This window comes from Caballeronia sp. SEWSISQ10-4 2, from assembly GCF_030464885.1.
Taxonomy (GTDB): Bacteria; Pseudomonadota; Gammaproteobacteria; order Burkholderiales; family Burkholderiaceae; genus Caballeronia.
In genome coordinates this window covers 1-22,335 of record NZ_JALPRJ010000013.1, presented here as the reverse complement: position 1 = coordinate 22,335, position 22,335 = coordinate 1, and the positions used below count along the sequence as shown (strand labels likewise).

The window sequence follows — 22,335 nt, the reverse complement described above, 5'->3', positions numbered from 1 at the left end:
ATGTCTATTTGGGACTACAGCCACGTTTCGTGGGAGCTAGCTGGCGCAATCGCTCATTGCTCGACATGTTTCTTCTGTCGAAGTACTTTGCAAGCTTTGCCGCCGCGCTACAAAGATTTCGAAGCATTTAACTCCGAGGTGGGAGTTACCCCGGCCGTCTGTGCAGGCTGCGGATGGTGGACTGTACTTGTCGAGCAGCAAGACCTTGAGCCAACGATTCATTACGACCCCGACTCATCAGACATTCTCGACGACGGCGTCCATCGTTTCAGCATGACCACCGGCGCGGCCGGCAGTCTCAAGGAGCTGGATCTCACTGACGTCGAGCAACCGTTACAAGATATCCGCGACTATCTGACCATCCGATACGAAAAGCGCTTCGAGCTTCATCCGCGTCTTTTTGAGGAGACCGTCGCTAGCGTCTTTCGCGACTGCGGTTTTCACGCGCGAGTGACCAGCTATTCTGGCGACGGCGGCATCGATGTAATTCTCGAACGAGGGGATGAAACTATCGGTGTCCAAGTGAAACGCTACAAGAATGCGATAAATGCTGAGCAGATACGTTCCTTGGCCGGAGCTCTCCTCATTGGCGGATATACCAAGGGTGTTTTTGTGACGACCTCACGCTATCAACGGGGAGGCGTCAGGGTCAGCGAGTTAGCAACTGCGCGTGGCATGCCGATCGAATTATTGGACGCTCCGCGGTTTCTCGGCGAACTCAAGATCGCCCAACGCTCCGCTTTTGCGGCGCGAGACTACGAAAAGTACTATGAAATCGGCATGTCGTGCTTTGATTAGATAGCCTCACACTCGGTGATGTGTTTGGCGTCTTTAAGAAGCCGTTTTCCCCAGGATAATCATTCCGGCTGACATCCCAAATTCTTAGGCGTTTGAGGCTTTGGCTTAATTTGGTGCGCCTTCGTGGACGCTTGACAGCACGCACCCGCGTCCGATGAAAGGTAATTCTCTATGGTTATAGCGGGCAGCGCGCTCGGGGCTTGTATTGCTGGACATTCCTGAACTTTGGGCGCGTCCGCCTTACCGTCTGATATTTCCGAGCCAGTCTGTTGTGCGTCGGCCCTCGTCGCAGAAACCAACATCACTGCACCTATGAACACCGTCATGACGGCCGCAACAAATAGTGCGACTTGGCCCATCCAAAGGGGCCGCGACTTGGAGTGATTCGCGAGATCCACAGAAGCGTTAGCTTCGAGCCACTCCCCCGCCCATTCCTGATACATGGCAAGTTGTTTTTCTTTGAACTGCGCCATGTCGCTTTCCGACTCGATCCGCGTCAGTAATTTAGGTAAGAAGTCCGAAGCGCAGGGCGGGAGCGTGCTCGATCGAGCCGACAGCGCCCACAATGACGCCGCTATGCTTACTAACAGCACAGCCATAACCGTGAGGACGAGGACAATCAAGAGGACGTCTGCGTGCTTGTCGAATCTGGGAATGAAAGTAAAGAGGGCTGCGAGGAAGGCGCCGGCGATTGTGGTTGTGATCTGCGCTTTTCGGTCGATTCCGTCCCAGGTGTCGCAGAAGCTTTTATATTCTCGCTCCGCTCGTTCCATAGCGTAAAGCAGTTCTTTCTGATGGAGATCTGCGATGTCGATGTCGGGCATGGTTCGTGTTTAAGCTTGTGAGTTGTATTGTGGGAGTTTGAAATCGCAACGCATGCAACCTTGAGGAACAACACAGGGTAGATGTGCCCCAACGTCCATAATTAGGTCAGCGCGTTATCTGAAGGTCGTATAACGATCCGCTATCGGTCAGGCACCCCCCCGTTCCTTGCTGGCTCCAACCGCTGAACGAAAAGACACAGCGCAGGTTGCGGCCGTCCGCTGATTGCGCCAGTACGTTTCCATTGCCGACTGCGGTTACCCCCATGCCGGTGGCAGTCGCGTTCTGCCCTCCGGAAAAACCGGTGGCGAGAGTGAAGCTGCCGCCCTGCATATACGCGTAGTGACCTTGGTAAGTCTGATCGCCTATCGTCACCGTAACGCTCTTATCGATCTGCTTAGCCGTTCCGTGCGCCATTGCGCCAGGCCCACGGGGAAGGAGGTCTAAGCTGTAGGTCGCGCAGCCACTGAGCGAAGTGACCAATGCAAGCGTTGCTAGGGGGTTTCTCATTGTCGTGCCGTTGTATTTATCGTTCGCAAATCGGCGATCATGTCCGTCCTATCGGCTTCCCCCTACCAAACTTGAGCAGAAAAACCGGCTGACGAACAGCGGGGCGCATTGAGCCGAGAGTGAGCATGTTGCAAAGGACCTGCGCATAGTACCGACCTGCTTCCGATCAGCATAGGGACGAGCGCGAAACGCAGCATTTCGAGCTCAGAGTCGGCGCGGCCTCCGTTGCAACCGACTTACTGATCTTGCCCCGGACCGCGCTTGATTGCGGCTGCTTCGCTGGCTCGCACCACAAGGTCGTATAACTGTTCGCAAGCCGGACTCACGCGGACATAGTAGAGCGTGCCGTCCGGATTTCGCGGATGACCGCGCGGAGAGCTCGATTCTTCCAGGAGTCCGATATTCCTGAGTTTCAGAGCAAATGGACCGATCTCGTTGAAAAGATTCAACGGGCTTTCATCATTGATCATCGGCACCCTCGGCTGATACGAAATCGTCGGCGCTCTTCCTGTCTGGGTGATCGTGACGGGAGGCTGATAACCACCCTTGACCAACACAGGAATCGATGTAAGTGGCATTCCTGCTGCTCGTTGCTGGGCCAGTTCGCTGCCATAGCTGCTGTCGTCGTGGACAAAACTCTGCATCCACGCCAGCAACGACGTGAAGTCGCGATCGTTCAGCACTTCGGCGCCCTCAAAGACCATCTCTTCAATCTCGTCCGCGGCGCGACCCTCAAGTACGATGCGAGCGGTGAGAAGGCCGATCACCATCGGGCCGATGTCCTTGCTTGCTGAAAGCGCCACCCGGCGGTACGCGTCGAATATAGCGCTTGTCTGTTCGTCATTATTTGCGATTGACTGAAGCATATCGTTCAGCTCCGCGGACGTGGTTAGAACGTCATCTTCTTTGCGGACCTCATCGATGAAAGCATCGAAGAATTGCCGAGCTCGATGCTCGCTCCACCGTCCGATTGCCTTGTCTCTGACCCAATCAAACAGTGCATCCTTCGCCTTGTCTAGCGCGAAATCTGCGCCGGCTGCCACAATTGCTGTGGTGATCACCATGATTTTCCTCTCCGCTGGGGCGCTGCAGCCTATATGGGTCATGTTATCGGTAAACGGTTCAGCGGTCGGCTATATGACTCTTCGCTGTCAGGGACTAGAGAGAAGAATCGCGAGTGCCTTGCTGATGCGAATTGTTAAGCTTGGTCGCGCCCTGCATCAAGATTGAAACTGCCTGCTTGGCTCCCGACATGGAAAAGCGGTAGACGGCGAACCTGCCATCCTGAAGAGCGACGGCTATCCCGAGAGGCATAGTGGAGTCAAGCAGCGAATCCATCGCGTCCGGGTCACCGATTTGTGCGCGGAACATGGTCCGGCCAGTTTGCGTAATCGACGTGTCGCACGTGAGCTGAAAAGGAATGGCACCGAGGGATGTAGAAAACAGGGCTGGCGAGGTTACCCCCTTCTCACAGCTTGTCCCTGTCACGAGATACCAGTAACACACTCCTTCTGACGGTCTGCACGCTTTCATCAGCGTTCCGCCGCTATCGTTTACCGAACCCGCGAAGAGTTGTCCATCATCGGTCGCGCCAGTAATCCAATCGCCAATCGGCGCCGACTCGGACGTAAGCGGCAACGCAAGTGCAGCCGCAAAGACCATACACGACATTCTCAGCATCGCATCACCCCGCAGCATTTGCCGGCGTCTCGACCGGCTTAACATGTGTTCCGGCGTTCTTCTAAGCCTTCAATATCGGCTTTTTCGCTGGAATTCTGAAGTCTCGGTAAGTCGGAGGGCACTAGCCCCCTACATGACTCTTCTCTAACGTCGGAGAGGTCGCCTACGCTATCGACTCAAGCCGTCCGCCATCCGTTACCATCCGCATAAAACACGAATGGCGCGAAGGGGACCAACATGGGCGGCTGGACTCGTATTTGGGCGGTACTGACGGTGGCGGCTAGCGCGTTGGCAGGGTTGGTCTATGTGGACAATATACGCTATGCGGAGCAGCAAGCGAACGACGCCTATAAAGGCACGCTCGATAACTACGACAGTTGCCGCCGGACGCCACCCGCGCCGGCATCACCGCACGAAGCATCTGATTCGCTGGCTCAGATATTTGAACACGCTTGCGATTACGCTGCCGAACCCCGAGACCAGTACGTCAAGCAACAAGCCCAGCAGCGCGACGATGCAATCACGACAGCAAAGGGAGACGCTGCTAGCAGGGCGTTCTCGACGGTAGTTTGGGCGAGCGGGACGGTCGGAGCGCTATTCCTGGCCATCGGATGGGTGTGGCGCGGATTTCGCAGAAAGAAGCAGAGCTGACCACCACTCCCGCGCGGGTTTTATGGCGCGAAAAGCGTTCAGAAATTCCCGATGCCATCCGCAGCATTACCCCGTCCGGCCTGCCTCCGCGCGGCGTGGAGTGTTCAGAAACAGTTACAAGGCTGCGAACGGAATGCCTGCCGTCCTTTATGGCCTGTAAAAGCTCAGGATGAGCGACCGGCCTTGTATCGGACTGCGCTTTCCAACAGACGCCAATTGTTTGTTGGATTCCATCTGTAAGCCATGCCCTTTCGGGTAGCAGCCTTGCGCGTATTGGTTTGCGAAACTCCTTTTTGCGGGCGGAAATCATTCCGCTCGCTGTTTCTTCGCTGTTACCAGCGAGAGCGCGCCGCCTGTTTTTGGTCTGTTCTCAGGCAGCGTGCTTTTCTATTTATCTCTACTTTAGTAAAGGCGTGGCAGGCCGGTGGGCGGCACCAACCCGCTGTTGTCAATTGGAAGGCACGACAGTAAAGCTGTCGGTTATGCCGGTTCTGATGAGATTGGCCGGATTACTCGCTGCTAGCCAGGTGGTCGAATTGGATTTCGATAAGACGACGCCGACGCCGGTCGTGTTGTTTTTGAATAGGAGGTTTCCGGGCCAGTTCGGCGCACTTGAAAAGAGGAGTTGCGAATGCCCGCTATCTGGAAACCCGGCGTCCATTCCGAATAAAGCGCCGCCAAAAAACGGCGTATTCCCCAATCTAACGAAAATGTCGCCGTTGCCAAAAGTCTGGCCTAGCAGATTCGCATCGAATCGGCCCGTCCTTCCGTAGAAATCGCTGAAGCTAACGGGAAATCCCGCCTTCCCGGCCAGCAAAAGCAGCCACGGATGATTGATGGAAACTGGAAGAGACAGGCCAACCTCGTTGGCTATCTGCGACATGGAAATAGCACCGCTGGATGGAAGGGTCATCTCATGCTCCTTATTGGTTTTGGTTGGTGGTTGCATCCCCTCGCGCGCGTGCGCGCGATAGTGGTGGTCATCGATTCCTCAGAAAGACAAATCGTCGTCAGCCATCGCCGGCTCGCGCGACACGCCGCCTTCCCTGGCTGGCGTCGACGCATCGACTATCGCCTTGCGCTTGCGGCTCACGTGATAGGCCGTCAGGACGCCGTGAGCGACCATGTTGACCTTCGGTTTCACCGAGCCATCACGAGCCTCGTACGTGGCGATCTTGAGCGTTCCAGCAAGCGACAGGCTGTCGCCATCATCTAGCGCGAGAAGGGCGGCCTTCGCCGAATCGCTAAATGCGACCACGTTCACAAACATTCCCTCGCCTTCACCATCTGCCGCGCGGACGTTCGCCGTGACAAAGGTTTTCCCAGATGCCGCACGCCGTTCCTCGGCCACCTTGAAAAGCTTCCCGCCTACCAGTGCATCAATCATTGATTCCTCCGTCACTCGATATTCAAACTGTTGTCGTCGGGGCAATGGAAGACATCGCCCCATGCCGGTTCATATCCTTCGTTGCCAGGGGTGAAGCCGCTGTCGTGATCAATCCGCACCATGACAATTGCATCATCGGAAATCCCGTTTAACGCTCGCCGGAGATCACCGACTCGGAAGACGTTTTCATTCGGCATAAATCCCTCCATGAATTGCTCGCAATCACTCCTGACGCGGCCTTTTTCACGCACACGCACAAGCTGCACACCCCCTAAAGGGCTCAGGATTACCCACAAGTCTGCAGGGGGCGGTGTGTGTTTTCGCTTGTAAACGGGCGGAACCGATGTTAACTTCGGCCCATCCTGTTTGCAGCGGCATTCGAGATTGGTCGACGAGAACGACACGGACGACTGGGCAAGCACTGAGTTCGGCGAGGCGAATCTGGGCGACGCGCGTCTGGCGCAGCGCCTGGTTGCGTTGGCGCGCCGGCTTGCCTGCAGTCCGCAAGGGTCGTTTCCACAGTCGCTCAAGCCCGCCGAGTTGAAGGCCGCGTACCGGTTCTTTGACAATACACAGATCGATACCGACGGCATTTTGGCGCCGCACATTGCGCAAACGCTGGATCGCATGAGGCAGGTACCTGTGGTGCTGGCGATCCAGGACACGACCGAATTTAATCTGTCGCATCTGCACGCGACTGAGGGACTGGGCTATGGTACCGGCGGCCGCGTTGTGGTCAGGCGGTCTCGGTGCTCGAACACCTTGATCGCCGCTCTTTGATCGGTCAGATCTCGCCGAAGTGATCCGCGAAATAACCGATCTTGCTTACTCCGCCGGAGAGCGCAACTGCTGGTGCACAGTTCTCCGCATCCCGGGCGGTGGATCTTAGAAAATCTCTCATGATTACCAGCATCGACTCGTCACTCTTCCCGAGTGCGATATCTTGTACGCACAAGTTGTCCATCGCGCAGCACGACAGGACGATCGCTTCCATCCTGTTCGCCACACTTGCGGCAACTTCTTCTGTGCTCGATGCTTTACTCGAATTACACTCTTGCTCAGCCATCGCGGCCTCCTTTCCAGGTCTACGTGGTTAGGTGCCGGTCGGTGCTGTAACACCTTCCGGCACCGCTCTGCCTGATACCGTCAGGCGGCGGTCATGCAATCTATGCCGCCGTCTTGCCAAAATTCCCCAGCACGACTTTGCGCTTTCCCTCGATCTGCGATTCCACGAAATCGGACCAGAGCTGAAGGATTTTTATGCGCTCGTCGGCATATTCCGCCCGGTTGTAAACGCCCTTGATGCCCTTGATCGTATGGGCGAGCGCTTTCTCGATCGCGTCGGACGACATTCCCATCTCGTGCAAATGCGTCGATGCGGTGCGGCGGAAGTCGTGCTGAACGAAATGCTGAACGTCGATAGCGAGCGCGCGGACGGCCTGGTTCAATGTGCTCTTCGAAATTGGCCGGTCACCGGCACCGCGCGAGGAGGGAAAGAGGTAATCGCCGCCGCCGGTCAATTCGTGCAACTCGCGCAACATGGAAACCGCTTGGGTCGACAGATAAACCCAGTGCTCCTTTTCCTTCTTCATGCGGCCGGCGGAAATTTTCCACACACCTGCGTCAAGATCGAATTCGGCCCACGTCGCTTCCGTCAGCTCGGCTTTGCGCACCATGGTGAGCACTAGCAAGTGAAGGGCGAGCTTCAGTGGCCGCCGGATGTCCGACGCATAGACGGCGCGAAGCACCACGCCGATCTCGTCAGGCGCGAGCACGCGGGTGCGGCTGTCTTGGGTGGCTATAAAGCGGGCGACCACGGCGTGAGCCGGGTTGCTGGTAGCAAGCTGGCGTGCGATTGCGTATTCGAACAGGCGCTTAATAACGTTTCGCGTCGACAGCGCCATTTTTGGGGCGCCGCGGGCCTTAATGCGATCACAAATGGCGAGAACGTCGCCCGGGGTGACGTCGGGTAGCGATTTATTGCCGATCGCCGGGTACACATCCTTTTCGAGCGCGCGCTTGATCGTTCGTTGGTACTCAGTCGACATCGGCTCAACCTGAGCTGTGTACCATTCGTCGCCGAATGCCTTCAGCGTATCGAAACGCTTCACCGCGCCACGATCTTTCCTGGCATCTGCGATTGGTGAAACGCCCTTGGCGACGATCTCTGCATACTTGCGGGCCTTCTCGCGGGCATCCTGCAATCCTATCGCCGGGTAATCGCCGATAGTCACCATCGGCTGACGCTCACCATGCAGCGAATACCGGTAGCGCCACACCTTCGACCCCGATGCCATGATCTCCAGCACTAAGCCGCCGCCGTCGGAAACGCGATAACGCGCCGCCTTCGGTTTCAGGGCTTTGATGCGGGTGTCATTCAGCGGTGTGGCGGTTTTTGGCATCGATCGGTACGCAAGGAATGGGACACAACGACTGTGTGTACCGAACTGTGTACCTTCATTTGCTGGATGTTAATAGACGCGATTGGGCAACCTTAGACGCTGTGTTCCCCGTGCCACAAGGAATTACGCTATTCGTTAGACATCAGTAGACGTCCTTGAGCACCGCACTACTTTCCAATACAAAACCGGCTGAAAATCACGCCCAAAAGATCATCGGAACTAAACTCCCCGGTGATCGAATTCAACTGATCCTGCGCGAGCCGTAACTCTTCGGCGAACAAATCGAGTGCCTGTGAATTCTGGTCCGCGTGATCGGCGGCGGTTGCAAGGTGCTCGCGCGCCGCACGCAGCGCGATCAAATGCCGCTCGCGCGCCAGGTAAATGCTTTCGGCGCCCGCCTGCCAGCCGGCAATCTGCAGCAACTCGCTACGCAACAACGCGATGCCGTCGCCCGTTTTCGCCGATAAACGCACTTCGCGCACGTCATCGCCGGCCATTTCCGCCGATGCCTCCACGCCCGCCAGATCCGCCTTGTTCAGCACCCGCACGACCGGCACACCCGCCGGGAAACGCGCGGCGATGGCGACATCGTCGGCACTCAACGCCTCGCGTGCATCGAGCAGATGCAGCACGACATCCGCGCGGCCGATTTCACCCCACGTCCGCTCGATACCAATCCGCTCCACCTCATCCTGCGTTTCGCGCAGCCCGGCGGTATCGATGACATGTAGCGGAATACCTTCGATCTGAATGGTCTGCGTAACCTTGTCGCGCGTGGTGCCGGCGATCGGCGTGACGATAGCGAGTTCCGCGCCGGCCAGCGCGTTTAGCAACGACGATTTGCCCACGTTCGGCTGCCCCGCGAGCACGACCGACAGGCCCTCGCGCAATAGCGCGCCCTGACGGGCATCGGCTAGCACTTTGTCCAGCCGTGCGCGGATGCGCGTGAGCTTGCCGCGGGCATCGGCGGCCTCCAGGAAATCGATCTCTTCTTCGGGGAAATCGAGCGTCGCTTCAACCAGCATGCGCAACGTGATCACGTCCTCGACGAGCGCGTGGATTTCGCGCGAAAAAGCGCCATCGAGTGAGCGGCCCGCTGAGCGCGCCGCTGCTTCCGTGCTGGCCTCGATCAAGTCGGCGACGGCTTCGGCCTGAGCCAGATCGAGCTTGTCGTTCAGGAAGGCGCGACGCGTGAATTCGCCCGGTTCGGCCAGCCGCAAACCGAATTCACGACCGGTATCGATCGCACGCTGTAACAGCAGTTGCAGCACGATCGGGCCACCGTGTCCCTGCAACTCGAGCACGTGTTCGCCGGTGTAGGAATTCGGCGCGGGGAAATACATCGCGATACCGCGATCGAGCGCTTCACCGCGTGCATCGATGAACGGCACGTAGCTCGCATGCCGCGCATCGAGCAACTGGCCGCACAGCGTGAGCATCGCGTGTTTCGCCGCCGCTTCGCCCGCCCGCCCGAACGACAGCCGGATCACGCCGATACCCCCGCGCCCCGGCGCAGTGGCAATCGCGACGATCGGATCGGAGTCGTTGTTGAACATGGTTTTTCGAGCGCAACGCTGGTGAATTCGAGTGGCGGCATTGTAGCGCGGCGCTTTCGTTTCGCTGCGCCGCACGATGCGATAGGACGATTCTTAATTTATCTTATGTGGGATATGATGAATCGTAGGAGTGCCTGTTGAGCCGATCGTTTCATTGTGCGCAAATGTTGTCGCAATGAGGTTTACGCGTATTATCCGATCGATGCGGCATTCGCCTGTTCTTTTTCCTGAACACGCTAAAAATGAGGAAGCTGCGCCATATCTAGCGTAGGCGGTTGACTTGGCCGCTGCGTTTGCCTCGCACCATCGCGACCTATGCCAACACCCCAAGAGAAAACCGATTTTTCGGATCGGCTCAAATTTTCAATGACGCGCGCGCCCGAGAAAATGCGCGGCGCAACCGACCTTGCTTTGCATTTCAATTTGCGATATCACGGCGAACCCGTGTCTGCGCAAACCACGCATAAGTGGCTGACCGCGCGTTCGATTCCCACGACGGACAAACTGGCGACGCTCGCCGAATGGTTCAAGGTCGAGCAGCACTGGCTGCATTATGGCCCGCCGCCGAGCGGGAATCCGCACAACGCGCCGAAGCCGATCGTGCATGACGAGAAGTATCCGGCGTCCGAGGAGACGATCGAACTGGCTTCGAAGATTGAAGCGCTTTCGCCGCATCACCGGTATTTGCTCGAGGAACTGGTCGACCAGTTTTATGGGGCGGGCGGGAAACGCTAACACGCGTATCCAAACGCGCTCGCGGAACGCCATTATGACGGAGTTGCCCCTTGACTGGCCTTGGCTACGCGCGCCGCCTGAACTCGACAGCTTCTTCGCGGCGCGGCGCAATCAAGCCGAACTGGTGCGTCGTGTCAGCGCTCATACATCTGGGAGCTCAGGTAGTGTTGAGTTTTCGCCTTGCCATGAGCCGCTGACGCGCTGCAAGGCCGCGCTGCCGATGCGCTTCTGAGACCGGAGCGGTTGGCTGAGAGGGCTCTTGAATGTCGCCAGCCAGCTCAATCTGCTCCTTCCAATCCTCGAGCGCACGTGAGAGCTCCCAGCGCCATGCGAGGTTCTTGAGAAGCTCCGCGTCCAAAACACTGAAATCCACATCCTGCGGCGGCATCCGCATCGAGCTGCGGGGCGACAAAGCCAGATGCAGCCAGTGCAAAGCTGCCACCTCGGGTCTAACCATCGGACAGTGGCGGCCGGCTTGAAGCAGTAGGCGCACCTCCTCTTGGGAGGATGGGAAGAATCGAGGCGGCAGGGCATTGAACCGAAGGACCTGTCCGCCGCTGGTCTTGACCGAACCGACACGGGGAACGGAGTCCGGGCGTTGCGGCACCACAGCCGTCACGATAGCTGGCGGGTTATTTAGAAAGCCACACTCTCCAAGCACCGATTCGAGTGAGACAACAGCGCCTTGTCGAATGTGCTGTGCAGCTTCGGCTACTTCGACAGCAGGCCGACTGCGACGATTCAAGTAGAGCCCGCGACTCACCTTTTGCAGGGCACCCGCCTTCATCAGGCCGCCAATAGCATTGTGGACGGTATCGGCGTTGGCGCGCGGCCGTACGCGACGCACCAGTTGCGCCAGCGCTTCCGTGGTGCAGACGCGAGGTGCTTCGTTTGACTCGAGAAGTCCCAGGAGTTCGTATCTCCATTCGGTGCGAGCAGGTCCGTAGTTGAAACCTGTATCCATCATTTGGCTCCCGGTCGTTCCGGCTTGACGTTCTCAACCCCCTGTTCTTTCTGAAGTTCGCGCGCATCCTCTAGCCATTGTTCAACGTTCGTACCAACGTTGACCTGCATTTCTTCGTAGGCGTCTTCTGTCACCGCTGCTGCGGTCTCTGGCGGCAGGTACGGCACTACGTCCGTCTTGAAGCGCTCGTAGCCCATGCTTTCAACTTTTGCCCACAGTTCGGTGAGCGCCTGCTCGAGCCGCTCCGGAGATTGACTGGCCAGCAGCTGAGCCGGGGCCTCGAGCTCTGTCTCGAGCAACACACTCAAGTCGAAGAGGTCACGCGGCGCATCGCGCTTGGGGTCCGTCAGAGCGAGCACCTTGCATACAGGGCCTGCGCGTCGAGCGTCAGCACGCGTCCTCGCGCCGCACCCCCAGCGAATTCCTTGTTCAACTCAAGCTGTTCCGTGCGAAATGGTGCAACCCATTCGCGGCGGGATACTTCGACCGTCAAGGAAATTGGGCGTGCTGTTCCCGGCGCGCGGCCATTGATCTTCCACCGTAAGGTTGTCTCTGTCTGCTTGGGCTCGGAAACCTGAGGGTCCTCAATTAGCCCATGCTGTTTGACCACTCTGTCAATGGAGCGGCGAACGATTCCCTGAATTCGGCTGACGGAGGCCGGCATCACCGCGTCCAGGTCAATGTCGGCCGTATACCGGGTGCTCCCGAGCACAGCGCGCATGGCCAAGCCGCCCTTTTGAGCACAAGCTCGTTCTGAATCGCTTGGCTCATGAGCTCGATAAGGAGCTTGGCTTGAAGCAACTCCCGGCTGTAGGCAACCTCATCCATGTAGCACCCTAATCACGAAGCATGCCAACTACGAAACTATGTGAATAGTCCGTTAGTCACTCGAATGCATGATTAACGTTCTATGTTGAAAAGCGGGCGCGGTCAACTGCCGAAGGGAGAGCCGCACCCGCTGCCGTTCTGCGGCGATTCGCGCCGGCATGTACCGCCCGATGCATACGGCTGCGAAAGCCTCAAAGGGCAACTCCGCCATAATGCCGTCACGGAAACAAAAACGCCCGGCATAAGCCGGGCGTTTTCAAACTAAACCACCAAAAACCTAAGCCTTAGCAACCTTCTTCTGTCCCATCATCCGCGTAATGTAATACTGCTGCGCGATGGAAAGGACGTTATTCACGACGTAATACAGCACCAGTCCTGACGGGAAGAAGAAGAACATGACCGAGAAAGCCAGCGGCATGAACATCATCATCTTGGCCTGAACCGGATCCGGCGGCGTGGGATTCAACCGCGTTTGCAGGAACATGGAAACGGCCATCAGCACCGGCAAAATGTAGAACGGATCGGCCTGGGACAGGTCGTGAATCCACAAGACCCATGGCGCACCGCGCATTTCCACCGACGAGAGCAACACCCAATACAACGAGATAAACACCGGAATCTGCACGACGACTGGCAAACACCCGCCGAACGGATTCACCTTCTCGGTTTTATAGAGCGCCATCAATTCCGCATTCATCTTCTGCGGATCGCCCTTATACCGTTCACGCAATTGCGTCATGCGCGGCGTGATGGTCTTCATGCGCGCCATCGACTTGTAGCTTGCCGCCGACAGCGGGAAGAACACAGCCTTGATCAACAGCGTGAGCAGGATAATCGCCCAACCCCAGTTGCCGACATAGCTATGGATCTTCTCGAGCAGCCAGAACAGCGGCTTCGCGATGATCGTCACCATGCCGTAGTCCTTCACCAGCTCCAGACCCGGCGCGACGCCTTCCAGCATCCGCTCTTCCTCAGGACCGGCGAAGAGCCGCGCTTGCACGTCGACAGTCTGTCCCGGCGCGATGGTCTGCAACGGCTGCTGCACGCCCACGCGATACAGCGTCGGATCGATCTTCTGCACGTAGATATCGCGCTTCACGCCCTGCTGCGGAATCCACGCCGACGCGAAGTAATGCTGCACCATCGCGATCCAGCCGTTATCGGCAGAGGGGGCGAACGTGGCCTTGTCCTTGTCGATATCGCTGAAATCGATCTTCTGGAAGTGATGCTGGTCCGTATAAACAGCCGGCCCGATGAACGTGTGCGAGAAGCGCGGCGTTTCCACCGGTGTGTTGTCGCGCACGAGCTCCATATAGAGGCGCGGCGTGACCGGCGTGGCGCCGACGTTCTGCACCTTCGTATCGACGTTGATCACGTAGCTGCCGCGCGTGAACGTGTAGGTCTTGATGACCTTCACGCCACCCTTGACCGGCGATTCGAACGAGATCGACAGCGTCTTGCCGTCACCCATCGACGTCTGGCTGCCCGGTACGAGCGTGAACACGTCGTTGTGGTTCGGGAAATCGCCACCGAGCAGGCCCGTGCGCGCGAGATACGTGTGAGTCGGGGTGTGATCGAAGAGCGTGATGTACAGATCCGGCTGCTTGCCGTCGCCTTCTTTCATGAGCGACAGCTTCGACAGCGTTCCACCGCGGGTGTCGATCTGGCCGGAGTAGACGTCCGTGGAGAAATTCACGAGCTGGTCGGCGGCGGCAGACGCGGGTGGGTTCGAACCGGGCGCGACCGGTGCGCCGGGTACGCCAGGGGTGGCCGGCAAATCGGCGGCTTGCGTGCCCGGTGTCGTGGTTCCCGGTGCAGCGGTGCCGACTGTCTTGGTCGGGACGGCGCTCGGGAAGAACATCGACGGGCGCCCATGGTCACGTTGCCAGTTGTCGAACAGCATGACAGCCGACATGAAAAAGATGACCCATAGGACGGTACGTTTGATATCCATGCGTTGTCTCAGTGTCGATCGAAGAGCGCGTTATTGGCGCCGTGGGGGTTTGAACTCACTGAATTTGCCGGATCCGACGAAGATGGATCTGGCGAATTCGATGAGCTCGGGGCAGAGTCGTCGACTGGGTCGGCCGCTGACGCGCCATCCTGCTGAACGCAGCCGGCGGCGGACGGAGGCACGGGGACCAGATCGATGCCGCCAGCCGAAAACGGATGGCAGCGGCACAGACGTTTTGCTGCGAGGAATGAGCCACGCGCGGCGCCATGATACTGGATTGCTTCGCGCGCGTAGTCAGAACACGATGGGTAAAAGCGGCACCGGTTGCCGAGCATGGGGCTCACCGCAACCTTGTAGAAGCGTAATAAGGCGATCAACGCCGTTTCTGCAATTCGTGCCGTCTGCATAGAATTCGCGCTCGGGTCGACGCCGGACCAAGCCGGTGTGCGCCTGAAGCGGCTCATGAGCCCGCAGGCGCGGGTGGGTCGTTGACGATAGTCGATGCACCCGGCTCCCCCATGCGCCGCGCGGCTTCGCGCACGGCACGGTCGAGCAGGCCGTCGATCTCCTCGCGAAACAACGTGCGCAGCGGCGGCGATTTCGCGCTCGGCATGGCCTTGCGGTCAATTTTCGCATGCAGCCGCAGCAAGATGTCCCAGCCGCCAAGCTCCGCGCGCCGAAGCCGGAAAGCTTCGCGAGCGAGCCGCTTTATCAGATTACGCGTGACTGCACGCGGCGCAAACTTCTTGCCGATAACCAGCCCCAGCCGCGCCTCATTGCCTGTCGGCTTGCCGTACAGAACGAAGTGCGGAGACCGGCGCCAAGGGCGCAAACGAAAAACGGATGAATATTCATCCGTTTTCAGCAGCCTTGCGGCCTTGGGGAACGCGGCACGTGCTTGCAACTGACCGATTTCCTGTCCGGAGCTTGTCGTGCTGCGCACCTGGCCGTCGCACGCGTCTGGGCGAGTGCCGGGGTGCGCCGTCAAAAGCGACCTTAAACTGCCAGGCGCTTGCGACCCTTCGCGCGACGTGCGTTGATCACCTTGCGGCCACCGGCCGTCTTCATGCGGACGCGAAAGCCGTGGGTGCGCTTGCGACGGGTGACGGAAGGTTGATAAGTGCGTTTCATGTTGGTCTCACTTGGGTAAAAACGGACCGCCGGCCAGACGTAAGCGACGTAAAAAGGCGACGCACCGGCCGGTGGTACAGGAATTCGGGTTTTGCGGAACCCGCTATTTAAACCGTTTTCCTATTGACCGTCAATAGGTTACGAGGCATGACGAGCGGTTTACCGAGAAGTCCACAGGCAACATTGTTCGATACGCAACATGGTCCGTCCCTGTGGATAACTCGCTCCGAGGTTGCATTTGGCGTTAGAATCTCCCCTCAATCCGACGTAACCGCACGTTGTCCCGGTCCGCTGTGCCGCCTGCAAAGCCAGGCTGGACAAGGCTTCGGGGCACGCTTGCCCGCGCGCACCGGGCCTCGTCGCCAAGTGACGGCGAGGGCGGCGGCAGGACTCGCGGTAAACCCTAACGACTGCATTCGATGAACGATTTTTGGCAACACTGTTCCGCATTGCTGGAGCGCGAACTTACGCCGCAGCAGTACGTGACATGGATTAAACCGCTGGCCTTGGTCGACTTCGATGCCGATGCGAGCACGCTGCGCATCGCTGCGCCCAACCGGTTCAAGCTCGACTGGGTGAAGAGCCAGTTTTCCGGCCGTATCGCGGATCTGGCCCGCGATTTCTGGCACGCGCCTGTCGATATCCAATTTGTTCTGGACCCAAAAGCCACCGCACGCAAAGCGATGGGCGGAGTGGCTGCGCCGTCGGCAGCATCCATGCCGTCTGGAGCGCCAGCTTCCCCGTCAATCCAGCGTCCGCTGCCCGTACCCGCTGAAAGAAGCAATGGCGGCCACGCGAACGCGAGCGCTCACATCAACGCGCTCGCCGCCGAAGCTGCGCAGCACGCGCAATCCTTGCAACACAACGACCAGGCCGATAACGGCGATCTCGACCTGCCGAGCCTTGACGCCAACGAAGCCGCCGTTGCGCGCCGGACATGGCGCCCGGGCGGCACGGCGTCGTCGAATGGGGAAAGCGACTCGGCGTACGAGCGCTCGAAGCTCAATCCCGTTCTCACCTTCGACAACTTCGTGACCGGCAAGGCGAATCAGCTGGCCCGCGCAGCCGCGATCCAGGTCGCCGATAACCCTGGCATTTCGTACAACCCGCTCTTTTTATACGGCGGCGTGGGCCTGGGCAAGACGCACCTGATTCACGCTATCGGCAACCAGTTGCTGCAGGACAAGGCCGGCGCGCGCATTCGCTACATCCACGCGGAGCAATACGTGTCGGACGTGGTGAAGGCGTATCAACGCAAGGCCTTCGACGACTTCAAGCGCTACTACCACTCGCTCGACCTGCTGCTGATCGACGATATCCAGTTCTTCTCGGGCAAATCGCGTACGCAGGAAGAGTTTTTCTACGCGTTCGAGGCGCTGGTAGCGAACAAGGCGCAGGTCATCATCACCAGTGACACGTATCCGAAGGAAATTTCGGGTATCGACGACCGGCTGATTTCGCGTTTCGACTCCGGCCTGACAGTCGCGATCGAGCCTCCGGAACTGGAGATGCGCGTCGCCATCCTGATGCGCAAGGCGCAATCGGAAGGCGTGAGTTTGTCGGAGGATGTGGCGTTTTTTGTGGCGAAGCATCTGCGTTCCAACGTGCGTGAACTCGAAGGCGCGTTGCGCAAGATCCTCGCTTTTTCCCGGTTCCACGGGCGCGAGATCTCCATCGAGCTGACCAAGGAAGCGCTGAAAGATCTGCTGACGGTGCAGAACCGGCAGATTTCCGTGGAAAACATCCAGAAGACGGCGGCGGACTTCTACAACATCAAGGTCGCCGACATGTATTCCAAGAAGCGTCCGGCGAACATCGCGCGGCCGCGTCAGATCGCGATGTATCTCGCGAAGGAGCTCACACAGAAAAGCCTGCCGGAAATCGGCGAGTTGTTCGGCGGGCGCGACCACACGACGGTGCTGCATGCCGTGCGGAAAATCTCGGCGGAACGCGGCACGGACGCCCAGTTGAATCACGAACTGCACGTGCTTGAACAAACGCTGAAGGGGTAGGTAACAAGGCTGTAAGTCGTGTTGAGCGCGGGCTTGCCGGCATCGCGGAGCCGCGGGCGAGCGCACTCAGAACGCGGTATCGGGACCGTGTCCCCGCGGGTTGACGGGCTTCGCTGAAAAGCGCGAAAAAAGCGTCAAAAAGCGGGCCTGTTTATTGACGAAATTGCCCCCATTTTCAGGGAGCGCTCAGGTTTTGAGGCACAATACGGGTTTGACCGTCCAGCGGCCTTGGGCGGCGTTTTGGCGCAAGCCTGGCACGTGCGAGTGGCAATCGCCGCAAGCGCGTGACACGAGACCGTCCGAAGCTCATCAATGCGGTGGCAAACGCTTCTGAAAAAGCGGTGGCAAAAGTGGTGACACACGCGGCGGACGGCCGTCACATCAACGAAGGAACTCTATGCAACTGGTCAAGACCGAACGAGATAATCTCCTAAGGCCGCTGCAAACCGTGAGCGGAATCGTCGAACGCCGTCATACGTTGCCGATCCTCGCCAATTTGCTGATCACCAAGACTGGCGCCGACGTGTCGTTCCTCTCGACCGATCTCGAACTTCAGATCACCACCCGTGCCGATTTCGGCACTGGCAGCGATCAGGTTGCCACCACCGTCGCCGCGCGCAAGCTGCTCGACATCCTGCGCGCCATGCCGCCGGGCGAAGTCTCGCTCGATCTCACCGACAAGAAGCTGACCGTGCGCTCCGGCAAGAGCCGCTTTGCGCTGCAGACGCTTGCTGCCGATGAGTTCCCGACCGTCAATCAGGCGACGGAATTCGGCGCGAGCCTCTCGGTTCCGCAAAAGACGTTCCGGCAATTGCTCGGCATGGTTCACTTCGCGATGGCGCAGCAGGACATCCGCTATTACCTGAACGGCATGCTGCTCGTAGTCGACGGCGACCAGTTGATGGCGGTCGCCACGGACGGTCACCGGCTGGCGTTTTCATCGATGAAAATCGAAGGGTCGTTCCCGCGCCAGGAAGTCATCATCCCGCGCAAGACGATCCTGGAATTGCAGCGCTTGCTGGAAGATATCGACGACGCGCTCGTGATCGACATTGCAGCAAGCCAGGTCAAGTTCACGTTCGGCCAGGTCGAACTCGTGTCGAAGCTGGTGGAAGGCAAGTTCCCCGACTTCCAGCGCGTGATCCCGAAGTCGCACAAGAACACGTTCCTGATCGGCCGCGAAGAATTGCAGCGTTCGCTGCAGCGTGCCGCCATCCTGACATCGGACAAGTTCAAGGGCGTGCGCTGCCTGATCGAGCCGGGCCAGTTGAAGATCATGTCGACCAACGCCGACCAGGAAGAAGCGCAGGAAGAACTGGAAATTGCCTATCAAGGCGACAGCGTGGACATCGGTTTCAACGTCACGTATCTGCTCGACGTGCTCGCGAACCTGAAGATCGACATGCTGCAAGTGAGCCTCGGCGACGCTAGCTCTAGCGCCTTGATCACGATTCCCGAGAACGACGAATTCAAATATGTGGTGATGCCGATGCGCATCTGACGCGGCCAAAACTAAAAATATTCCAAGGGGCGCATTGCCCCTTTGGCATTTTTAAGGTGTTTCGAAAAGTCCCACGCAGCGACCGCGCAGCAACCCCGTAGTGACCCAGTAGCGACCCAGTAGTGACGCAGAACCGGAAAAAAACCCATGACTGAAAACCCAATTTCGCAACCCGACAACGCTTATGGCGCATCCTCCATTCAGATCCTCGAAGGTCTGGAGGCGGTCCGCAAGAGGCCGGGTATGTATATCGGCGATACGTCGGATGGCACGGGTCTGCACCACCTCGTTTTCGAAGTGCTGGACAATTCCATCGACGAAGCACTCGCCGGCCATTGCAACGACATCCACGTCACCATTCACGCCGATAACTCCATCTCCGTGACCGACAACGGCCGCGGCGTGCCGACGGGCCTGAAGCTTGACGACAAGCACGATCCGAAGCGCAGCGCCGCCGAAATCGTCATGACCGAGTTGCATGCCGGCGGCAAGTTCGACCAGAACAGCTACAAGGTGTCCGGCGGCTTGCACGGCGTGGGTGTGTCGTGCGTGAACGGCCTGTCCGAATGGCTGCGCCTCACCGTGCGCCGCGACGGCAAGAAGCACTTCATGGAGTTTCATCGTGGCGTGGTGCAGAACCGCGAGCTCGTGACCGAAGACGGCATTACGTACTCGCCCATGCACGTTGTTGGAGACACCGAAAACCGCGGCACCGAAGTGCATTTCATGCCCGACGTCACCATCTTCGGCAACGTGGAATTCCACTACGACATCCTCGCCAAGCGCATGCGCGAACTGTCGTTCCTGAATAACGGCGTGCGAATTCGCCTGACCGATCAGCGTGACGGCAAGGAAGACGATTTCGCGTTTATCGGCGGCGTGAAGGGCTTTGTCGAATACATCAACAAAGCGAAGCAAGTGCTGCATCCGAACGTGTTTCACGCGATTGGCGAGAAGGACAACGTCACCGTCGAAGTGGCCATGCAGTGGAACGACAGCTACAACGAAAGCGTGCTGTGCTTCACGAACAACATTCCGCAACGCGACGGCGGCACGCACTTGACCGGCCTGCGCGCGGCCATGACGCGGGTGCTGAACAAGTACATCACCGATCACGACATCGCGAAGAAAGCGAAGATCGAGACGAGCGGCGACGACATGCGCGAAGGTTTGTCGTGCGTGCTGTCAGTGAAAGTGCCGGAGCCTAAATTTAGCTCGCAGACGAAGGACAAGCTGGTGTCGTCGGAAGTGCGCGCGCCGGTTGAAGACGTGGTCGCCAAGGCGCTCGAGGAGTTTCTGCAGGAAACACCGAACGACGCGAAGATCATCACGAATAAGATTATCGATGCAGCGCGAGCTCGCGATGCCGCTCGTAAAGCGCGTGAAATGACGCGGCGTAAGGGCGTGCTCGACGGCGTTGGTTTGCCGGGGAAGCTCGCCGATTGCCAGGAGAAGGATCCGGCGAAGTCGGAGATTTATATCGTCGAGGGCGACTCGGCAGGTGGCTCGGCGAAGCAAGGACGTGACCGGAAGTTCCAGGCCATTTTGCCGTTGCGCGGCAAGGTGCTGAACGTGGAGCGCGCACGCTTCGACAAGCTGATTTCGTCGGAGCAGATCGTGACGCTGGTGACGGCGCTCGGGACCGGGCTTGGCAAGGACGATTACAACCTCGACAAGCTGCGCTACCACCGCATCATCATCATGACCGACGCGGACGTGGACGGTGCGCACATCCGGACGCTGTTGCTGACGTTCTTTTATCGGCAGATGCCGGAGATCGTGGAGCGCGGGTTTATCTATATCGCGCAACCGCCGCTTTACAAGATCAAGGCGGGGAAGGACGAGCGGTATCTCAAGGACACGCACGAGCTGAACCAGCATATGTTGAAGCTGGCATTGCAGGGTTCGGAACTGATCCCGGCTGAAGGTGCTACGCCGATTACAGGTGACGCGCTGGGTGAACTGGCGCGTGCGTATTTGCTCGCGCAAGCGGTGGTGGATCGCGTCAGCCGGTTCTACGACGTCAACGCGCTTGAAGCGGTGATGGACGGCATTGTGCTGGATTTGTCGACCGAGGAAGCGGCGGCGGCATCGGCTGCGGCTTTGCAAGCGGCTTTGCGGGCGGATCCTTTGAAGCCGGAGGTGACGGTCGAGCCGGCTTATGACCCGGTGCGCGAAGTCCGGTCGCTGCATATCAATCGCCGGCATCACGGGAACGTGAAGGTTTCAGTGATCGATGAAGACTTCCAGCTGACCGCGGATTACAAGCAATTGCAGACGACCGCAAATACGTTCAAGGGTTTGATCGGGCCAGGGGCGCTGATCAAGCGCGGCGAGCGGTCGATGGCGGTTACCGACTTCAAGAGCGCGATGAAGTGGTTGATCGCGGACGCGGAACGTAACGTGACGAAGCAGCGGTACAAGGGCTTGGGCGAAATGAACCCGTCGCAGCTGTGGGAAACAACGATGGATCCGACCGTGCGGCGGTTGTTGCGCGTTCAGATCGAAGACGCGATTGCGGCCGATGGCATCTTTACGACGTTGATGGGTGATGACGTTGAACCGCGACGCGCGTTTATTGAATCGAACGCGCTAAGGGCGGGGAATATTGACGTTTGAGATGTTGAGTAGTCGTAGGGCGCCAGAGTAAGTGCGACTGGCGCCACAGTTGTGCGACTACGGGACAAAGTTCCTGCGACTGACCTACGCTGTTAGAAAATCGGCCTCGTCGTTGCGTTTTTGTGCACTGCTTAATCCGTAGGTCGACAGTTCGAATCTGTCACGCCCCACCACTTACCTTTGGGTAGGAAAATCAAGCACTTGCGCATCGGCGCTAGTGCTTTTTTTTCGCCTGTAGGCGGCGTGTAACGGCGGCAAAAACTCGCCTTTGCCGGAAATCTGCCAGAGCTCGAGAATCCAGACCAAGCGTTCACTCAACGATCTATCTGGGACTTGAAATGGCATATATCAATCAACGTGGCGCCTACTGGCGCGCCGAGATCCGTCGACGCGGGTACAAGCCGACCTATCGGACCTTCGACACCAAGCAGCAGGCCCAGCAGTGGGCGCGGCGCATCGAAGGCGATATCGACTCCGGCGTTCACGTCGATCGTACAGAATCCGAACGAACTACATTGCGCGAAGCGCTTGAACGATATCGGCGGGACATCCTCCCCGAGAAACGGCATCCGTACCAAGAGAACTGTCGGATCAACCGCTGGTTGGAAAAAGATCTGACCTATCGAACTCTTGCCAGCTTGCGTGGGGTTGACTTCGCAAAGTATCGAGATGAACGGCGCGCGGTCGGCCGTGCCGAGAACACGATCCGGCTTGAACTACAGATCATTAGTCTTACTGTGTCACAAAGTTTGAGGTCGAATCCGTGTGTGTTTAATGCTTAGCCT

At 58.4% G+C, this 22,335-nt stretch carries 25 protein-coding genes; 8 read left to right on the top strand and 17 right to left on the bottom strand.

What is annotated here, in order from left to right:
* Positions 1–798: a restriction endonuclease gene (locus tag M0D69_RS11225; RefSeq protein ID WP_301782099.1), complete on the top strand. Its 798-nt coding sequence runs from the start codon at positions 1–3 to the stop codon at positions 796–798.
* A 59-nt stretch (positions 799–857) separates the two neighbouring features.
* On the opposite strand, the gene M0D69_RS11220 is transcribed toward M0D69_RS11225, so the two are convergent.
* The 4 genes from M0D69_RS11220 to M0D69_RS11205 all read right to left on the bottom strand — a co-directional run bounded on the left by M0D69_RS11220 (position 858) and on the right by M0D69_RS11205 (position 3,828).
* Entirely contained in the window at positions 858–1,622 is a 765-nt protein-coding gene (locus M0D69_RS11220; protein ID WP_301782098.1) for a hypothetical protein, read from the bottom strand.
* 106 nt (positions 1,623–1,728) lie between these two features.
* A complete protein-coding gene (locus M0D69_RS11215; protein WP_301782097.1) occupies positions 1,729–2,037 on the bottom strand; it encodes a hypothetical protein in 309 nt (102 codons plus the stop codon).
* 329 nt (positions 2,038–2,366) lie between these two features.
* Entirely contained in the window at positions 2,367–3,194 is an 828-nt protein-coding gene (locus tag M0D69_RS11210; RefSeq protein WP_301782096.1) for a hypothetical protein, read from the bottom strand.
* 94 nt (positions 3,195–3,288) lie between these two features.
* On the bottom strand, positions 3,289–3,828 hold the full coding sequence (locus M0D69_RS11205) for a hypothetical protein (protein WP_301782095.1): 540 nt from the start codon (positions 3,826–3,828) through the stop codon (positions 3,289–3,291).
* 219 nt (positions 3,829–4,047) lie between these two features.
* Between M0D69_RS11205 and M0D69_RS11200 the strand changes: the two genes are divergently transcribed.
* Positions 4,048–4,461 carry a hypothetical protein gene (locus M0D69_RS11200; protein WP_301782094.1) on the top strand — a complete coding sequence of 138 codons (414 nt, stop codon included), beginning with the start codon at positions 4,048–4,050 and terminating at the stop codon, positions 4,459–4,461.
* 448 nt (positions 4,462–4,909) lie between these two features.
* Here M0D69_RS11200 and M0D69_RS11195 read toward each other — a convergent pair whose 3' ends face one another.
* From M0D69_RS11195 to M0D69_RS11185, 3 genes are all read right to left on the bottom strand, one after another.
* Positions 4,910–5,374: a hypothetical protein gene (locus M0D69_RS11195; protein ID WP_301782093.1), complete on the bottom strand. Its 465-nt coding sequence runs from the start codon at positions 5,372–5,374 to the stop codon at positions 4,910–4,912.
* Positions 5,375–5,452: 78 nt separating this feature from the next.
* A complete protein-coding gene (locus tag M0D69_RS11190; protein WP_301782092.1) occupies positions 5,453–5,848 on the bottom strand; it encodes a single-stranded DNA-binding protein in 396 nt (131 codons plus the stop codon).
* A gap of 11 nt (positions 5,849–5,859) precedes the next feature.
* Positions 5,860–6,045, bottom strand: coding sequence for a hypothetical protein (locus M0D69_RS11185; RefSeq protein ID WP_301782091.1), 186 nt, complete (start codon positions 6,043–6,045; stop codon positions 5,860–5,862).
* A gap of 187 nt (positions 6,046–6,232) precedes the next feature.
* Here M0D69_RS11185 and M0D69_RS11180 point away from each other — a divergent pair, with 187 nt between their 5' ends.
* Positions 6,233–6,628, top strand: a complete 396-nt coding sequence (locus M0D69_RS11180; protein ID WP_301782090.1) for a transposase DNA-binding-containing protein — start codon at positions 6,233–6,235, stop codon at positions 6,626–6,628.
* Between the two features lie 4 nt (positions 6,629–6,632).
* Here the strand turns inward: M0D69_RS11180 and M0D69_RS11175 are convergent, their stop codons facing one another.
* From M0D69_RS11175 to mnmE, 3 genes are all read right to left on the bottom strand, one after another.
* On the bottom strand, positions 6,633–6,914 hold the full coding sequence (locus M0D69_RS11175; protein ID WP_301782089.1) for a hypothetical protein: 282 nt from the start codon (positions 6,912–6,914) through the stop codon (positions 6,633–6,635).
* Between the two features lie 100 nt (positions 6,915–7,014).
* A complete protein-coding gene (locus M0D69_RS11170) occupies positions 7,015–8,250 on the bottom strand; it encodes a tyrosine-type recombinase/integrase (RefSeq protein ID WP_301782088.1) in 1,236 nt (411 codons plus the stop codon).
* Positions 8,251–8,417: 167 nt separating this feature from the next.
* A complete protein-coding gene (mnmE, locus tag M0D69_RS11165; RefSeq protein WP_301782087.1) occupies positions 8,418–9,806 on the bottom strand; it encodes a tRNA uridine-5-carboxymethylaminomethyl(34) synthesis GTPase MnmE in 1,389 nt (462 codons plus the stop codon).
* Between the two features lie 315 nt (positions 9,807–10,121).
* Between mnmE and M0D69_RS11160 the strand changes: the two genes are divergently transcribed.
* Entirely contained in the window at positions 10,122–10,541 is a 420-nt protein-coding gene (locus M0D69_RS11160; protein ID WP_301782086.1) for a transcriptional regulator, read from the top strand.
* A gap of 157 nt (positions 10,542–10,698) precedes the next feature.
* Here M0D69_RS11160 and M0D69_RS11155 read toward each other — a convergent pair whose 3' ends face one another.
* The 7 genes from M0D69_RS11155 to rpmH form a co-directional block, all read right to left on the bottom strand.
* A complete protein-coding gene (locus M0D69_RS11155; protein WP_301782085.1) occupies positions 10,699–11,508 on the bottom strand; it encodes a hypothetical protein in 810 nt (269 codons plus the stop codon).
* Positions 11,505–11,864, bottom strand: coding sequence for a hypothetical protein (locus M0D69_RS11150; RefSeq protein ID WP_301782084.1), 360 nt, complete (start codon positions 11,862–11,864; stop codon positions 11,505–11,507). The genes M0D69_RS11155 and M0D69_RS11150 overlap by 4 nt, the downstream gene beginning before the upstream one ends.
* On the bottom strand, positions 11,852–12,232 hold the full coding sequence (locus M0D69_RS43720; protein WP_367619701.1) for a nucleotidyl transferase AbiEii/AbiGii toxin family protein: 381 nt from the start codon (positions 12,230–12,232) through the stop codon (positions 11,852–11,854). Before M0D69_RS43720 ends, M0D69_RS11150 begins: the two co-directional genes overlap by 13 nt.
* A 378-nt stretch (positions 12,233–12,610) precedes the next feature.
* Positions 12,611–14,287, bottom strand: a complete 1,677-nt coding sequence (gene yidC / locus M0D69_RS11145; protein ID WP_301782083.1) for a membrane protein insertase YidC — start codon at positions 14,285–14,287, stop codon at positions 12,611–12,613.
* 8 nt (positions 14,288–14,295) lie between these two features.
* Positions 14,296–14,694 (bottom strand): membrane protein insertion efficiency factor YidD, encoded by a 399-nt coding sequence (gene yidD, locus M0D69_RS11140; RefSeq protein WP_301782082.1) that lies wholly within the window; start codon positions 14,692–14,694, stop codon positions 14,296–14,298.
* Positions 14,695–14,747: 53 nt separating this feature from the next.
* A complete protein-coding gene (rnpA, locus tag M0D69_RS11135; protein ID WP_301782081.1) occupies positions 14,748–15,230 on the bottom strand; it encodes a ribonuclease P protein component in 483 nt (160 codons plus the stop codon).
* A 53-nt stretch (positions 15,231–15,283) separates the two neighbouring features.
* On the bottom strand, positions 15,284–15,418 hold the full coding sequence (gene rpmH, locus M0D69_RS11130) for a 50S ribosomal protein L34 (protein WP_006998755.1): 135 nt from the start codon (positions 15,416–15,418) through the stop codon (positions 15,284–15,286).
* Positions 15,419–15,837: 419 nt separating this feature from the next.
* Here rpmH and dnaA point away from each other — a divergent pair, with 419 nt between their 5' ends.
* The 4 genes from dnaA to M0D69_RS11110 all read left to right on the top strand — a co-directional run bounded on the left by dnaA (position 15,838) and on the right by M0D69_RS11110 (position 22,332).
* Positions 15,838–17,430: a chromosomal replication initiator protein DnaA gene (gene dnaA, locus M0D69_RS11125; RefSeq protein WP_301782080.1), complete on the top strand. Its 1,593-nt coding sequence runs from the start codon at positions 15,838–15,840 to the stop codon at positions 17,428–17,430.
* A 397-nt stretch (positions 17,431–17,827) separates the two neighbouring features.
* The gene (dnaN, locus tag M0D69_RS11120; RefSeq protein ID WP_047895260.1) at positions 17,828–18,931 is read left to right on the top strand and encodes a DNA polymerase III subunit beta; all 1,104 of its coding nucleotides are present in this window, start codon (positions 17,828–17,830) and stop codon (positions 18,929–18,931) included.
* A gap of 147 nt (positions 18,932–19,078) precedes the next feature.
* Positions 19,079–21,550: a DNA topoisomerase (ATP-hydrolyzing) subunit B gene (gyrB, locus tag M0D69_RS11115; protein ID WP_301782079.1), complete on the top strand. Its 2,472-nt coding sequence runs from the start codon at positions 19,079–19,081 to the stop codon at positions 21,548–21,550.
* 338 nt (positions 21,551–21,888) lie between these two features.
* A complete protein-coding gene (locus M0D69_RS11110) occupies positions 21,889–22,332 on the top strand; it encodes a hypothetical protein (protein ID WP_301782078.1) in 444 nt (147 codons plus the stop codon).
* Positions 22,333–22,335: the final 3 nt, after the last annotated feature.

What these genes read in the sequence shown, in the direction of transcription:
- M0D69_RS11175 (WP_301782089.1), bottom strand. Translation starts at nt 6,914, where the DNA reads ATGGCTGAGCAAGAGTGTAATTCGAGTAAAGCATCGAGCACAGAAGAA.
- M0D69_RS11185 (WP_301782091.1), bottom strand. Translation starts at nt 6,045, where the DNA reads ATGCCGAATGAAAACGTCTTCCGAGTCGGTGATCTCCGGCGAGCGTTA.
- M0D69_RS11205 (WP_301782095.1), bottom strand. Translation starts at nt 3,828, where the DNA reads ATGCTGCGGGGTGATGCGATGCTGAGAATGTCGTGTATGGTCTTTGCG.
- yidC (WP_301782083.1), bottom strand. Translation starts at nt 14,287, where the DNA reads ATGGATATCAAACGTACCGTCCTATGGGTCATCTTTTTCATGTCGGCT.
- M0D69_RS11110 (WP_301782078.1), top strand. Translation starts at nt 21,889, where the DNA reads ATGGCATATATCAATCAACGTGGCGCCTACTGGCGCGCCGAGATCCGT.
- M0D69_RS11215 (WP_301782097.1), bottom strand. Translation starts at nt 2,037, where the DNA reads ATGGCGCACGGAACGGCTAAGCAGATCGATAAGAGCGTTACGGTGACG.
- rpmH (WP_006998755.1), bottom strand. Translation starts at nt 15,418, where the DNA reads ATGAAACGCACTTATCAACCTTCCGTCACCCGTCGCAAGCGCACCCAC.
- M0D69_RS11160 (WP_301782086.1), top strand. Translation starts at nt 10,122, where the DNA reads ATGCCAACACCCCAAGAGAAAACCGATTTTTCGGATCGGCTCAAATTT.
- yidD (WP_301782082.1), bottom strand. Translation starts at nt 14,694, where the DNA reads ATGCAGACGGCACGAATTGCAGAAACGGCGTTGATCGCCTTATTACGC.
- mnmE (WP_301782087.1), bottom strand. Translation starts at nt 9,806, where the DNA reads ATGTTCAACAACGACTCCGATCCGATCGTCGCGATTGCCACTGCGCCG.
- dnaN (WP_047895260.1), top strand. Translation starts at nt 17,828, where the DNA reads ATGCAACTGGTCAAGACCGAACGAGATAATCTCCTAAGGCCGCTGCAA.
- M0D69_RS11225 (WP_301782099.1), top strand. Translation starts at nt 1, where the DNA reads ATGTCTATTTGGGACTACAGCCACGTTTCGTGGGAGCTAGCTGGCGCA.
- M0D69_RS11155 (WP_301782085.1), bottom strand. Translation starts at nt 11,508, where the DNA reads ATGATGGATACAGGTTTCAACTACGGACCTGCTCGCACCGAATGGAGA.
- M0D69_RS11200 (WP_301782094.1), top strand. Translation starts at nt 4,048, where the DNA reads ATGGGCGGCTGGACTCGTATTTGGGCGGTACTGACGGTGGCGGCTAGC.
- M0D69_RS11220 (WP_301782098.1), bottom strand. Translation starts at nt 1,622, where the DNA reads ATGCCCGACATCGACATCGCAGATCTCCATCAGAAAGAACTGCTTTAC.
- dnaA (WP_301782080.1), top strand. Translation starts at nt 15,838, where the DNA reads ATGAACGATTTTTGGCAACACTGTTCCGCATTGCTGGAGCGCGAACTT.
- M0D69_RS11190 (WP_301782092.1), bottom strand. Translation starts at nt 5,848, where the DNA reads ATGATTGATGCACTGGTAGGCGGGAAGCTTTTCAAGGTGGCCGAGGAA.
- M0D69_RS11195 (WP_301782093.1), bottom strand. Translation starts at nt 5,374, where the DNA reads ATGACCCTTCCATCCAGCGGTGCTATTTCCATGTCGCAGATAGCCAAC.
- M0D69_RS11170 (WP_301782088.1), bottom strand. Translation starts at nt 8,250, where the DNA reads ATGCCAAAAACCGCCACACCGCTGAATGACACCCGCATCAAAGCCCTG.
- M0D69_RS11210 (WP_301782096.1), bottom strand. Translation starts at nt 3,194, where the DNA reads ATGGTGATCACCACAGCAATTGTGGCAGCCGGCGCAGATTTCGCGCTA.
- gyrB (WP_301782079.1), top strand. Translation starts at nt 19,079, where the DNA reads ATGACTGAAAACCCAATTTCGCAACCCGACAACGCTTATGGCGCATCC.